Origin of the sequence: Mycobacterium sp. (assembly GCF_035697385.1) — a bacterium.
GTDB lineage: Bacteria > Actinomycetota > Actinomycetes > Mycobacteriales > Mycobacteriaceae > Mycobacterium.
Genome location: NZ_DASSCY010000149.1, coordinates 53,037 through 65,973, shown reverse-complemented (window position 1 = coordinate 65,973; position 12,937 = coordinate 53,037). Strand labels below are relative to the sequence as shown.

The 12,937-nt window shown below is 67.5% G+C and carries 11 protein-coding genes and 1 pseudogene; 6 read left to right on the top strand and 6 right to left on the bottom strand.

The window, feature by feature from the left end; all coding sequences use genetic code 11:
- Positions 1 to 638, bottom strand: a 638-nt coding sequence (locus VFH65_RS12850; protein WP_353321988.1) for a LysR family transcriptional regulator, incomplete at its 3' end; no start/stop codon positions are given.
- Positions 639 to 710: 72 nt separating this feature from the next.
- On the opposite strand from VFH65_RS12850, the gene VFH65_RS12845 reads away from it, so the two are divergent.
- Positions 711 to 1,427, top strand: a complete 717-nt coding sequence (locus VFH65_RS12845) for an SDR family oxidoreductase (protein WP_353321987.1) — start codon at positions 711 to 713, stop codon at positions 1,425 to 1,427.
- Between the two features lie 16 nt (positions 1,428 to 1,443).
- Here the strand turns inward: VFH65_RS12845 and VFH65_RS12840 are convergent, their stop codons facing one another.
- From VFH65_RS12840 to VFH65_RS12830, 3 genes are all read right to left on the bottom strand, one after another.
- Positions 1,444 to 2,784, bottom strand: a complete 1,341-nt coding sequence (locus tag VFH65_RS12840; RefSeq protein ID WP_353321986.1) for a DEAD/DEAH box helicase — start codon at positions 2,782 to 2,784, stop codon at positions 1,444 to 1,446.
- A 181-nt stretch (positions 2,785 to 2,965) separates the two neighbouring features.
- Positions 2,966 to 4,006 carry an LLM class F420-dependent oxidoreductase gene (locus tag VFH65_RS12835; protein WP_353321984.1) on the bottom strand — a complete coding sequence of 347 codons (1,041 nt, stop codon included), beginning with the start codon at positions 4,004 to 4,006 and terminating at the stop codon, positions 2,966 to 2,968.
- Positions 4,007 to 4,043: 37 nt separating this feature from the next.
- The gene (locus VFH65_RS12830; protein ID WP_353321982.1) at positions 4,044 to 4,889 is read right to left on the bottom strand and encodes a dienelactone hydrolase family protein; all 846 of its coding nucleotides are present in this window, start codon (positions 4,887 to 4,889) and stop codon (positions 4,044 to 4,046) included.
- A 55-nt stretch (positions 4,890 to 4,944) separates the two neighbouring features.
- On the opposite strand from VFH65_RS12830, the gene glmS reads away from it, so the two are divergent.
- Positions 4,945 to 6,810, top strand: a complete 1,866-nt coding sequence (gene glmS / locus VFH65_RS12825; protein ID WP_353321980.1) for a glutamine--fructose-6-phosphate transaminase (isomerizing) — start codon at positions 4,945 to 4,947, stop codon at positions 6,808 to 6,810.
- Positions 6,810 to 7,697 (top strand): alpha/beta fold hydrolase, encoded by an 888-nt coding sequence (locus VFH65_RS12820; protein ID WP_353321978.1) that lies wholly within the window; start codon positions 6,810 to 6,812, stop codon positions 7,695 to 7,697. Before glmS ends, VFH65_RS12820 begins: the two co-directional genes overlap by 1 nt.
- On the opposite strand, the gene VFH65_RS12815 is transcribed toward VFH65_RS12820, so the two are convergent.
- Complete coding sequence (locus VFH65_RS12815) at positions 7,662 to 8,576, bottom strand: alpha/beta fold hydrolase (protein WP_353321976.1); 915 nt, start codon at positions 8,574 to 8,576, stop codon at positions 7,662 to 7,664. The genes VFH65_RS12820 and VFH65_RS12815 overlap by 36 nt on opposite strands.
- Positions 8,577 to 8,656: 80 nt before the next feature.
- Here VFH65_RS12815 and VFH65_RS12810 point away from each other — a divergent pair, with 80 nt between their 5' ends.
- Positions 8,657 to 9,121: a CGNR zinc finger domain-containing protein gene (locus tag VFH65_RS12810; RefSeq protein ID WP_353321974.1), complete on the top strand. Its 465-nt coding sequence runs from the start codon at positions 8,657 to 8,659 to the stop codon at positions 9,119 to 9,121.
- Between the two features lie 40 nt (positions 9,122 to 9,161).
- On the opposite strand, the pseudogene VFH65_RS12805 reads toward VFH65_RS12810, so the two are convergent.
- Positions 9,162 to 9,947 (bottom strand): annotated as a pseudogene (locus VFH65_RS12805) (DMT family transporter); the annotation flags it as partial.
- Between the two features lie 99 nt (positions 9,948 to 10,046).
- Here VFH65_RS12805 and VFH65_RS12800 point away from each other — a divergent pair.
- Both VFH65_RS12800 and VFH65_RS12795 read left to right on the top strand, forming a co-directional pair.
- Positions 10,047 to 11,477, top strand: a complete 1,431-nt coding sequence (locus tag VFH65_RS12800; protein WP_353321972.1) for a PLP-dependent aminotransferase family protein — start codon at positions 10,047 to 10,049, stop codon at positions 11,475 to 11,477.
- A gap of 38 nt (positions 11,478 to 11,515) precedes the next feature.
- Positions 11,516 to 12,937 (top strand): NAD(P)H-hydrate dehydratase, encoded by a 1,422-nt coding sequence (locus tag VFH65_RS12795; RefSeq protein ID WP_353321970.1) that lies wholly within the window; start codon positions 11,516 to 11,518, stop codon positions 12,935 to 12,937.

Below are 12,937 nucleotides of genomic sequence, written 5' to 3'. Positions count from 1 at the left end.
GCACGCCGATGCTCTGGCGTGGCGATCGCGTACCACTCGGGCACGGTGGACGGATCCTGCAGCAGCCGCGTAGACGCCAGATCAGCCAGCCGCACGGATTTCCTCCTGGCCAACGGGTCGGCGCGCGCCAGAACGGCATCCCGCGGTTCTTCCAACAGCGGCGCGGTGCCCAGCCCGCGATGGTCGATCGGCTCGCGGGCGTACACCACGTCGACCTCACCGCGGCGCACCACGTCGATCTGATCGGGCCAACCGACCTGCACGACGACGGCGCGCCGCGACGGATCTGCGGACTCGAATGCCGCTGCCGCGGCCGTCGCCAGAAGTCCAGGCATCACACCCACCGTCACCGTCACCGTCGGGTCGGCGACCTCAAACAGCCTCTTCTGCAACGCCTTTGACTCAGCAAGCAGAAAACGGGCGTCCTCGAGCAGCTGTGATCCTGCGCGAGTCAGTTGAGTTCCCCGGGAACTTCGATCGAGCAACTGCACCCCGAGTTCGCTTTCGAAGCTCCGGATCTGGCGCGATAACACCGGCTGCGCGATGTGCAGGCGCTCGGCAGCACGGCCGAAGTTCAGCTCCTCGGCCACCGCCACGAAGTAGCGGAGTTTGCGCATGTCGAGATCCCCCGAGCTCATACCCCAAGGGTATCGGTCGACGACGAAAAGAGTCTTGGACGATTCGGCAACAGTCGACCAACAGTGGAAAGCATGAGCCTGAAAAACGCACGAGTCCTCGTCATCGGTGGCACCTCCGGCATCGGCCTCGGCGTCGCGGATGCAACGGCCGAACGCGGTGCCACCCCTATCGTGGTGTCCCGTCGCCAGTCCAGCGTCGACCGGGCGCTGGCCCGCCTGCCCGCTCAAGCGCGCGGTGCCACCGTTGACCTCACCGATCCAGCGTCGCTGGACCGGCTGGCTGAAGACATCGGCGGCATCGAACACCTGGTGTTCACGGCCGGTGAATCACTCGAACTAGCACCGGTCGCCGACCTCACCCCGGACATCGTCAACCAGTTCTTCCAGACGCGGTTCGTCGGTGCGCTCAGCGCGGTGCAGGTGTTCGCGCCGAGGATCACGGCGGGCGGTTCGATCACGCTGACCAGCGGCACCGCCGCCGAGCAGCCTGGATTCGGCGCCCTACCCGTGAGCCTGTGCGGTGCGATGAACGCGCTGACGAAAGCGCTCGCGTTCGAACTGGCTCCGATCAGAGTCAACGCCGTGGCGCCGGGAGTGGTCCGTACGCCGCTGTGGGACGCGATGAGCGACGCCGATCGGCGGAGCATGTACGACCAAGCGGCACAACAACTTCCGCTGGGCCGGATCGGCGAAGTCGCCGACGCCGCCCGTGCCTACCTGTACTGCATGGAGCAGGAGTTCGGCACGGGCACTGTGGTGACCGTTGACGGCGGGACGATCCTCGTCTAGATGATGCGGGACAGCCTCAGCGGGAGCGGGTCATGTTCGCCGAGAACGACGCCGCGGAATGAGTCCGCCCGCCGGTCTTGGCCGAACCGCGGCCCCTGCCGCCAGCGTGGTTTCGTGTACTGGGTTTGCCGCGCCGGCGTGGCTGCTGAGGCTGGGCCGGCTCCGGGCGGGAGGCCACGATGGGTTGGCCGAACTTGCGCTCGCCCGGTGCGATCTCGAGCAGCACCGGGTGCGTCGCGCCGCTGAACCGGGTGATCGTCGGCTTCACGCCGGCCTTGCGAGTGAGGGTGCGCACGTCGGACACCTGCTCGTCGATCATCAGCGTCACCACTGTGCCGTCGGCTCCCGCGCGGGCCGTCCGGCCGGACCGGTGCAGATACGCCTTGTGCTCGACGGGCGGGTCGGCGTGAACCACGAGGCTCACATCGTCGACATGGATACCGCGAGCGGCAATGTCGGTGGCGACCAGCACCACGGCCGAACCATCGGAGAACGCCGCGAGGTTGCGCGTGCGGGCGTTTTGCGACAGGTTTCCGTGCAACTCGACCGCGGCGACTCCTCGCGCATTCAGCTGACGGGCAAGGCCTTTGGCGCCGTGCTTCGTGCGGGCGAAGACGATGGTCCGGCCCGGTGACGCCGCGAGATCGGCGAGCACACTGACCCGGGCCGCCTTGTCGACGTGCAGGACGTGATGATCGATTGCCGCGACCGGCGACTGCGCCGAATCCACGCTGTGCTCAATGGGATTGCGCAAGTACCGCTTCACGATGACATCGACACCACTGTCGAGGGTCGCCGAAAACAGCAATCGCTGGCCGTCGCGCGGTGTCTTGTCCATGAGCCGCTTCACCGGCGGCAGAAAACCGAGATCCGCCATGTGGTCGGCCTCGTCGAGCACCGTGATCTCGACTGCCGACAGGTCGGCATGGCCGGACCGCATCAGGTCCTCCAGTCGGCCCGGGCATGCGATGACGACATCGACTCCCTGCCGCAGCTTCTGAATCTGTGAATGCGCGGAGACGCCACCGAAAACGGTGACCGAGCGCAGGTTCGTCGCGGCGGCCAGGGGTGCGAGGGCCGCGTCGATCTGGGCGACGAGCTCACGGGTGGGCGCGAGGATGAGCGCCCGCGGGCGGCCGGGGACGCGCTTGGTCTGGCTGGTTGTGAGTCGCGTCACCATCGGCAACAGGAACGCGTAAGTCTTGCCGGATCCGGTCCGGCCCCGGCCCAAGACGTCGCGCCCGCGAAGCGAATCGGGCAGCGTCGCCGACTGGATCGGAAACGGGGATTCGATGCCGTTGGCGCTGAGGACGTCGACAACGACGCCAGGCAGCCCGAGTTCGGCGAATGTGGACATGGTTGGCCCACTGAGGTTTTGAACAGACAAAGTGAATTGCTCCGAAAAGTTAGAGTGGTCGTCCTGCCCGGCGCGGGTGATCCCGCGGCGCTCGGTATGACGATCGAGAAGCGGCAAAAGGCAGAACAGACGTTGCCGCTGCACACCACAATACAGGGCACCGGGGATGCGCCCTAATCGGCTACGGCAGCAGGTGGCGCAATTCCTCGACGTAGCGCACGGATTCGCGGCGATCGCCTGACAGCGGCTGAAGCAACAGTGTGGTGGCGCCGGCTTCGGCGAAGGCGGCCAAGCGTTCCTTGACGAATCCACGTGGCCCGACCAACGACACGTGGCGCACCAGTTCGTCGGGAACCGCGTCAATGGCTTCGGCCTTCTTGCCATCCAGGTACAAATCCTGAATCCGATTGGCCACGTCGCCGAACCCGTAAGAGGTGGCCAGGTTGTGGTAGAAGTTGCGGCCGCGCGCGCCCATACCGCCGATGTAGAGCGCCAATTGTGGTTTGACCCAAGCCAATCGGTCCTCCACATCGTCGCCGATGGCCAGCGGTGCGCTCACCATGACGTCTAATGGGCCCAGCGCCGGGTCGCGCTTGGCGTACCCGGCCCGCAATGCCTCACCCCACACCGCGTCGGCCTTCTCCGGGTAGAAGAACACCGGCTGCCAACCCTCGGCGATCTCCGCGGTCAACTCGACGTTCTTCGGGCCTAACGCGGCGATCGTGATCGGAATGCGGTCGCGGACAGGATGATTGATCAGTTGCAGCGGTTTCCCTAGGCCGGTGCCGCGGTCGGCGGGCAGCGGGATCTGGTAGTACTTGCCGTCGTATTGCACCCGCTCGCGGCGCCACACCTGCCGGCAGATGTCCACGACTTCTCGCGTCCGGCCCAGCGGTGCGTCGAACGCGACTCCGTGGAAACCCTCCATGACTTGTGGCCCTGACGTCCCGATGCCGAGCCGGAAGCGGCCGTCGGACACGTAGTCGAGGCCGGCGGCCGTCATCGCCAGCAGCGATGGGGTGCGGATGTAGATCGGAACCACTCCCGAGCCCAGCTCGATCCGCGACGTCTTGGCCGCGAGGTAGCCGAGCTGGCTGATGGCGTCGTACGAGTACGCCTCGGCCACAAGGGCGATGTCGACGCCGATCTTCTCGAGTTCGACGACGTCGTCCACGGCCTCACGGAAGCCGCCGGCGTAACTGAGAAAGATTCCTGTCCGCATCGTCGATTTATACACCCAACCAGTTGGTTGGGCCGATTCAGGGCTTCAAAAGGGAGACGACTTTGTCCTCGAGGTCCACCGGATCGTCGGAGAACGGGTCAATGGCTGGGGCCTTCGGCAGGTCGGCCTCAGGGTCGGCGAAGTCGCGATAGGTCTTGTCGCCGGTCAGCATGTGCAGCAGATAGCCGGTCAGCAGCGCCCGCACCACCTTCTGCGTGCTGCGATCGGCGCCAGGCAGCCCGACCACCCGGGCCAGCCGCCGGCCCTCGATCAGGCCGCCGGCCTTGCCGTTGTTGACCGTGCGCAGCGTGGCGCCCTTCCACACGCGGGCCAGTTCGACCGCGTTCGAGCGCAGCGTCATCGGGTCACCGGGCGCCGTCAAGATCAGACCCGGCACCTGCAGCGACACCGCCGGCTGCTCGGCGGGCGGCTTGGAGACCGTCGGGAACAGCGACGCGACCGCCTTGGGTTTCGAACTCATGCCCGCTGCCGTGAACACCGCAGCCGAGCCGCCGAAACCGTGGCCCACGACACCCAACTTGGTGGGGTGCACGCTGATCTTCCCGGGACCCAGCCGCACGCCGGCGATGATGTCCAGGGTCGAGCCAAGATCGAACGCCAGGTTGAGCACCGAAGGCGCCAGACTGGTCTCGGTGTCGGGCGCCGCTGCGACGATGCCCCACGACGCCAGATGCTCCAGCGTTCCGTTGTAGCGGTCGGCCTTCGCGACCCAATCGTGTCCGAACGCCACACCGGGCAGGTTCATCCCCGACTCCGGGGTGTAGACGACACCGGGCATACCGGCAAAGGCCAGGTCACCACGCAAAACGCGGTGCGGGCCGCGGCGGGTCAAAGCGGCAAACAGCTTCTTCGTGCGGGCCACCTGACGACCGTAGCGCAGGAGGCGGCAGGCGGCGCTTGCACTACCCTGGATGCCTATGTGTGGAATCGTCGGCTACGTCGGGCAGCGTCCTGCCTGCGACATCGTGGTCGACGCGCTGCGCCGGATGGAGTACCGAGGCTACGACTCCGCGGGCATTGCGCTGATTGACGGCAAGGGTGGGCTGGCGGTGCGGCGGCGAGCCGGCCGGCTGGCCAACCTGGAAGGCGCCCTCGGCGAAAGTGAGGCCGTCAGCCTCTCCGGCAGCACCGGTCTCGGCCACACCCGCTGGGCCACCCACGGCCGGCCTACCGATCGCAACGCGCATCCGCACCGTGACGCAGCCGGAAAGATCGCGGTCGTCCACAACGGGATCATCGAGAACTTCGCCCCGCTGCGCGCCGAGATGGAGGCCACCGGCGTCGAGTTCGCCAGCGACACAGACACTGAGGTGGCCGTTCACCTGGTGTCCTGGCAGTACCACCATGGACCCACCGCCGGTGACTTCGTCGGCTCTGTGATGGCGGTGCTGCGTCGACTCGAGGGCCACTTCACGTTGGTCTTCGCCAACGCCGACGATCCGGGCACGATCGTCGCCGCCAGGCGTTCCACGCCGCTGGTGCTGGGCGTCGGCGACGGCGAGATGTTCGTCGGCTCCGATGTGGCCGCGTTCATCGAGCACACCCGCGACGCCGTCGAGCTGGGCCAGGACCAGGCAGTGGTCGTCACGGCCGACGGCTACCGCATCACCGATTTCAACGGCGATGACACGCTCGACTTCCGCAAGTTCCATATCGACTGGGACACTTCGGCCGCCGAGAAGGGCGGCTACGAGTACTTCATGCTCAAGGAGATCGCGGAGCAACCCGCCGCCGTCTCCGACACTCTGCTCGGCCACTTCTCGGGCGGCCGCATCGTGCTCGACGAGCAGCGGCTCTCCGACCAGGAGTTGCGCGAGATCGACAAGGTGTTCGTGGTGGCATGCGGCACTGCGTATCACTCGGGGCTGCTGGCCAAGTACGCGATCGAGCACTGGACGCGGCTGCCCGTCGAGGTCGAGCTGGCCAGCGAATTCCGTTACCGCGACCCGGTTTTGGATCAGCACACGCTCGTCGTCGCCATCTCACAGTCTGGTGAAACCGCCGATACCCTCGAGGCCGTGCGGCACGCCAAGACGCAGAAGGCGAAGGTGCTGGCCATCTGCAACACCAACGGCTCGCAAATCCCGAGGGAATGCGACGCGGTGCTGTACACGCGCGCCGGGCCGGAGATCGGCGTGGCGTCAACCAAAACGTTCCTGGCTCAGGTCGCCGCGAATTACCTTGTCGGACTGGCGCTTGCGCAGGCCCGCGGTACCAAGTACCCCGACGAGGTGGAGCGCGAATACCGCGACCTGGAAGCCATGCCCGACTTGGTGGCCCGGGTACTCGACACCCTCGAACCGGTTTCTGCGCTCGCCAAGCAGTTCGCCAAGTCGCAGACGGTGCTGTTCCTCGGCCGCCACGTCGGCTATCCGGTGGCGCTCGAAGGTGCCCTCAAGCTCAAGGAACTCGCCTACATGCACGCCGAGGGCTTCGCCGCCGGTGAGCTCAAGCACGGTCCGATCGCGCTGATCGAAGACGGCCTGCCGGTAATCGTCGTCATGCCGTCACCGAAGAACGCCTCGATGTTGCACGCCAAGCTGATGTCGAACATCCGCGAGATCCAGGCGCGCGGCGCCGTCACCATCGTCATCGCCGAGGAAGGCGACGACGCCGTCCGGCCCTACGCCGATCATCTGATCGAAATACCTGCGGTGTCAACGCTTTTCCAGCCGCTACTGTCGACGATTCCGCTGCAGATGTTCGCCGCCGGTGTCGCGCAGGCCCGCGGCTACGACGTCGACAAGCCGCGCAACCTGGCCAAGTCCGTCACCGTCGAGTAGTGCCGCGCCGCAACGTCGGACACTTCAAGGGCGAGCGGGCCCGGGCGCACTACCTGAGTGTCTACCAGGGCGCCATGGCGGAACTGCCGCCCAGCGAGTCGACCGATGTGCCAACCTCATTCGGCACCGTGCGCGCCTATCGGTTCGACGGGCCATCCGACGGTCCGCCGGTGGTGCTGTTGCCCGGCCGCAACGCCTCCACGCCGATGTGGCGCGTCAACATCCCCGCGCTGCTCGAGCACCGCACCGCCATCGGTGTCGACCTTCTCGGCGAGGCCGGGATGTCGGTGCAGGACAAGCCGATCACCGGGCCCGACGACGAGGCGCAATGGCTCGATGACGCGTTGGCCGGCCTCGGGCTGGATCGCGTGCATCTGATGGGAGTTTCGATCGGCGGCTGGACGGCGGTCAACTACGCCGTCCGTCGTCCCGGCCGCGCAGCCTCTCTGACACTGCTGGACCCCGTATTCACGTTCGCACCGGTTCCGGCCAAGGCGATGGTGATCGCGGCAGGAATGTTCTTACCTCTTCCGGACTCGTTGCAGCGCAAGATATTCAGCTGGATCGCCGGCGGAGCCGACGTCGACCCCTCGGAGCCAGGGACCGCGCTGATCTCCGCCGGATCCAGTGATTACAGCTTGCGCAAGGCGACGCCGAAGTCGTTCACCGACGACCAATTGCGGTCGCTCGATGTCCCGGTGCTGGCGCTGATCGCCGGTCGAAGCGTGATGCTCGACGCTGACCGCGCGGCGGCGCGGGCACGAAATCTCTTGCCGCGCGGGCAGGTCGAGCTGTGGGCCGATGCCTCACATGCCATCAACGGCGAATACCCGGATGAGATCGCCGATCGGTCACACCGCTTCTGGGACGAGCTCGACGGACGGTGACGAGGACTGACGCTGGCTCAGATGCTTTTCCAGGAACGGCCGAATCAGCGCTGCGACTTCGTCGAGTCGGCTCTCCAACAGGAAGTGGCCGCCGTCGAGCAGATTGATGTCTGCGCCGGGCAGGTCACGGCCGAATGCCAGTGCGCCGTCGGGTCCGAAGATCTGGTCGTTGCGACCCCACACCGCCAGCAGCGGCACCTGGGAAGCGCGGAAGTACTCGTGCACCTGCGGGTACAGGTCGACGTTGGTTCTGTAGTCGGCGAACAACTCCAGCTGGGCGTCGACCCGCGCCGGCGTGCTGGCCACCGCGAAGTGAGCGTCGATCCAGGTGTCCGGGTCGACCACCGAGGGATCCGAAACACCATGCGTGAATTGCCATTTCAAGCCGTCCATACCGATGATGTCGCGCAGAGCCGCGGCGTTGGTCTCTGAACGGTCCCTACCGTAGGCGAACAGCGGCTCCATCGCGTCCCCGACGAACCCCTCGACATAGGCGTTGCCGTTCTGGGTGATGACCGCCGCGATGCGCTCGGGGTGACGCAACGCCAGCCGCCAGCCGACGGGTGCGCCGTAGTCCTGCACGTATATCGCATACCGCTGCAGCCCAAGGTGATCCAGCAGCGCGTCGACATGGTCCGCGAGATTGTCGAACGTGTAGCTGAACTCGTCGACGCCCGGCACGTCGGAATGCCCGAAGCCGGGATAGTCCGGCGCGATGACGTGATAGCGGTCGGCGAGCGCCGGAATCAGATTGCGGTACATGTGCGAGCTGGCGGGCGTGCCGTGCAGGAGCACCACGGCGGGCGCCGTCGCTGCGCCGGCCTCGCGGTAGAAGATCTGGCGACCGGCGATCTCGGCGAAGCGATGATGCGTGACCATGTCTAACCCTCTCAGATAGTTGTGATGGTTAGGAGTAAACGCGTATCGATCTAACCTGTCAAGTCGTCTATGATGGTTAGATGTCCGAGCTGGATTGGCCGGCGGTTCTGCTGGAGTTGCTGAACACGACGCCTGTGGTCGACGGCCGGATGATCGACCTGCTCGACCAGGCGTGGCTGCGCGCGCACAGGGCGACGGGCGACCTCGACGATGTGCAGCGTCTGCGCAACGACCTTCAACGTGTGGTCCGGGGCGACATCGACGCGTCCGTGCTGCGTCGCTACCTCGTCGACGTGCGGCAGAAGCCCGAGATCGGCGAGACCGGTGTGGAGTGGATGCTCGAGGCGGACTGGCCGGCGCACCTGGTTCTGGCCTGGGGCGAGCTGCACGCCGAGATGCCTGGCCGGTTGCGGCCGTGCGCTAACGACGAGTGCCGGTTGTTTCTGATCGACCGATCCCGCTCGGGGACTGCCCGCTGGTGTTCGATGAGTGGATGCGGGAACCGGATGAAGGCGCGCCGGTACTACCGCCGCGCCCAACACTGACGTCGGTCTTGCCGGCGCCCAGCCCCGTCGCGAGCCCAACAGCGATGAGCACGATTCCCGCCCACACCGCCGGCGCGGGCGTATTACCTGTGACCGGGATGCCGATCACCGCGGCCGCAATCGGTGCGATGCCCGTGAGCAGGCCGGCTCGCCCGGCGCCGAGCGAGCGCACACATGAGTACCAGAGAATGAATGCGATCGCCGTCACACCAATCGCGAGATAGCCGAGCGCCAGCACGTCATCGCGTTCGAAATCGCTTGCGGCCCACCATCCTTCGGTACTGACGGCGAGTACGCCGAACATCACGGCTGCAAGCCATGTGGTGTGAACAGACACGCCCTCCGGTCCGTGTCTGCCGAGCACGGGGACGGCGAGCAGCGTGAAGCCGGCCTCGCAGACGAACACCGTGAGTGCCCACAACAGGCCGATCGCGTCGGAGCGGCCGATGCCCTCGACGATCACCGCGCCGGCACTGACCACGCCGGCCGCCGCGAGCACCCGCGCCCGAGGGCGGCGGCCCTCCAGCAGGGGGCCGATCGCCGCCAGCGCGATCGGGACACAGGCGACCGCGACGGCGAGTACTGCGGGCTCGGCGTGGCGAGACCCGTGCACGAGCGCGATGTTGAAGACCACAAGCCCTGTCACCGTCACCCCAAGCAGCCACAGCCACTCGCTGCCCCGTGGGCGGTACAGCCGCCGGCCAGTGAGCCGAATCCACGCGATGAGTAGCACGCACGTGATCGCGTAGCGCAGTCCCTGCCCTGTGTACAGCGGCGAGTCGGCGAGGGCGCCGGACACCGCGACGCTGCCGCCGACGAACGTCATCCCTAGTGCGCCCGACAGGCTGGCGCGGTACGTGCTGGACACAAAGCCATGCTCGCGCCATCATGGTCCGCTATACAGCACCAAAGATTGGCTTCCTAAATGGACCAAATATCGGTCGGCGCCGACTTCCTACTGCTCGACCCCGCGACCGCGCCGGCTCGTGGTCTCACCGATTGGCTGGTGAATGCCCTGCGCAGCGCCATCGATGATGGTCGGCTGGCCCAGGGCAGCCGGCTGCCGGCCACCCGGGCGCTGGCCACCGACCTCGCGGTGTCCCGCGGCGTGGTCGTCGAGGCATACCGGCGGCTCACCGATGAGGGTCTGGTCGGCGGCCGCAGCGGTGGCGGCACGACGGTGCTGGCCCACCCCGCTCGCGCACCGCGACCGCGTACACAAGCAGCGCCGCAGCAGGTCGGACCGCCGCGGCTGCCGCGTCCACGACTGCCGATGGGGGAAGGTGTCGACCTCTCGCCGGGCGTTCCCGACCTGTCGGCGTTTCCGCGGAGCCTTTGGCTGCGTACCGAGCGCACCGTCCTGGCGGAGACGCCACCGGAGGAACTGGGCTACGGCGACCCGCGCGGGCACCCGCGGTTGCGCGCCGCGCTGGCGCCGTGGCTGGCCCGCACGCGAGGCCTGCGGGCGACACCGGACGACATCATCGTCGTCTCCGGCGTGGCACAGGCCATGGCATTGCTGGCGCAACAATTGCGCCGAGATGGCATTGACTCGATCGCGGTCGAAGACCCCGGATCGCGCGGGGCCCTCGACGAATTCGCCTATTGGGGACTGCAACCCGTGCCCGTCCCGGTGGACGATGACGGGGTGCGGGTGGACGCGTTGGAGCGCACCGGCGCCCGCGCCGCGTTCCTCACACCCGCGCATCAGTTTCCGACGGGCGTGGTGCTGGCTCCGCATCGTCGGCGCGAGCTGCTCGCCTGGGCGGTGGACGCGGAACTGGTTATCGAGGACGACTACGACGCCGAGTATCGGTATGACCGCGCGCCGGTCCCCGCACTACACGCGGCCGCCCCCGACCGCATCGCCTATGCCGGAAGCACTTCGAAGAGCCTGGCGCCGGCGCTGCGGCTCGGATGGCTCATCCCGCCGCCGCGCCGCTATCCCGATTTGGCGGCGGCCAAGCACGCGAGCGACCTTGGCAGCCCAACCGTCCCTCAGCTGGTGCTGGCCCGGCTCTTGGAAAGCGGCGAGTACGACCGCCATGTCCGGCTGGTCCGGACACGTCATCGGTCCCGGCGCGACGCGCTCCTCGGCGCACTGACCGCTGAGCTGCCTGCCGCGTCGGTCAAGGGCGTTGCGGCCGGATTGCACCTGCTGGTCACGCTGCCCGACGGGTGCGTCGACGACGCGCAACTGGCCCAAGCGCTGCAGGCCGCCGGTGTGCTGGTGCATCCGTTGTCGTGGCATCGCCGACTGCCCGGACCGCCCGGTCTGGTCATCGGCTATGCGGCCCACAGTCCCGATCGGCTGCGCGCTGCGGCCGCGACCATCGGCCGGGTTGCGCGCATCTAGGTAGTTAGGACCGCGAAACCACGTAACGTTGGGCAGCGATGCGGCACTACTACACCGCCGATGCGATCCGCGAAGCTGAAGCGCCGCTGCTGGCGTCGTTGCCCGAGGGCGGATTGATGCGACGAGCGGCCAACGGCCTGGCCACCGCGATCGCGCGCGAACTCGTCCTGCTGACCGGCGGCATCTCCGGTCGCCGGGTGTGCGCCGTCGTCGGCTCAGGAGACAACGGCGGCGACGCGCTTTGGGCCGCCACCTTTCTGCGCCGCAGAGGTGCGACTGCCGCCGCGGTGCTGCTCAAACCCGAGCGCACCCATAAGGCGGCGCTGGCCGCATTCCGGAAGGCCGGCGGCAGGGTGGTGGAAAGCGTTCCGGAGACAACCGATCTGGTGGTCGACGGCGTCGTCGGCATCTCCGGTTCCGGCCCGCTACGGCCCGACGCGGCCGAGGTATTCAAAGCCGTTGACGACGCGGGCATCCCCGTGGTCGCGGTCGACATCCCCAGCGGCGTCGACGTGCAGACCGGCGCAGCCGACGGACCGCATGTACACGCCGCCATGACCGTGACCTTCGGCGGCCTCAAACCCGTTCACGCGCTTGGCGATTGCGGGAGAGTCGAGCTGGTCGACATCGGTCTTGATTTGCCGACCACTGACATGCTCGGATTCGAGGCTGCCGACGTCAAGTCTCGCTGGCCGATACCCGGACCCAAAGACGACAAGTACACCCAAGGTGTGACGGGCATCCTGGCCGGCTCGGCGACGTATCCCGGCGCAGCCGTGTTGTGCACCGGCGCTGCGGTGGCCGCGACCTCCGGCATGGTGCGCTACGCGGGAAGCGCAGGGCAGCAAGTGCTTTCGCAGTGGCCCGAAGTCATTGCCGCGCCAAGCGCACAGGCGTCCGGCCGTGTGCAGGCCTGGGCAGTCGGCCCCGGCCTCGGCACCGACGACACCGGGGCGGCGGCGCTGTGGTTTGCATTGGAAACCGACCTGCCGGTGATCGTCGACGCCGACGGTCTTACCATCCTGGCCGCGCACCCTGACCTCGTCGTCAATCGCAGCGCCCCGACCGTGTTGACCCCGCACGCAGGAGAATTCGCGCGGCTGGCCGGCTCGCCGCCCGGTGACGACCGGGTCGCCGCCACCCGCAAACTGGCCGACCACCTCGGGGTCACCGTCCTACTAAAAGGCAACATCACGGTCATCGCCGAACCTGGCGGCCCGGTGTACCTCAATCCCGCAGGCCAATCATGGGCCGCCACCGCCGGTTCGGGTGATGTGCTGTCCGGCATCATCGGTGCTCTGCTGGCCGCCGGACTGCCCGCCGGGGAGGCCGCCGCCGCGGCGGCCTTCGTGCACGCCCGCGCCGCCAACCTGTCCGCGCACGACCCCGGACCCCATCCCGCGCCCACGTCGGCGTCGCGCATTCTCGCCCACGTTCGCGGCGCCATCGCCTCCCTTTAA

What these genes read in the sequence shown, in the direction of transcription:
- VFH65_RS12845 (WP_353321987.1), top strand. Translation starts at nt 711, where the DNA reads ATGAGCCTGAAAAACGCACGAGTCCTCGTCATCGGTGGCACCTCCGGC.
- VFH65_RS12840 (WP_353321986.1), bottom strand. Translation starts at nt 2,784, where the DNA reads ATGTCCACATTCGCCGAACTCGGGCTGCCTGGCGTCGTTGTCGACGTC.
- VFH65_RS12835 (WP_353321984.1), bottom strand. Translation starts at nt 4,006, where the DNA reads ATGCGGACAGGAATCTTTCTCAGTTACGCCGGCGGCTTCCGTGAGGCC.
- glmS (WP_353321980.1), top strand. Translation starts at nt 4,945, where the DNA reads ATGTGTGGAATCGTCGGCTACGTCGGGCAGCGTCCTGCCTGCGACATC.
- VFH65_RS12815 (WP_353321976.1), bottom strand. Translation starts at nt 8,576, where the DNA reads ATGGTCACGCATCATCGCTTCGCCGAGATCGCCGGTCGCCAGATCTTC.
- VFH65_RS12810 (WP_353321974.1), top strand. Translation starts at nt 8,657, where the DNA reads ATGTCCGAGCTGGATTGGCCGGCGGTTCTGCTGGAGTTGCTGAACACG.
- VFH65_RS12800 (WP_353321972.1), top strand. Translation starts at nt 10,047, where the DNA reads ATGGACCAAATATCGGTCGGCGCCGACTTCCTACTGCTCGACCCCGCG.
- VFH65_RS12795 (WP_353321970.1), top strand. Translation starts at nt 11,516, where the DNA reads ATGCGGCACTACTACACCGCCGATGCGATCCGCGAAGCTGAAGCGCCG.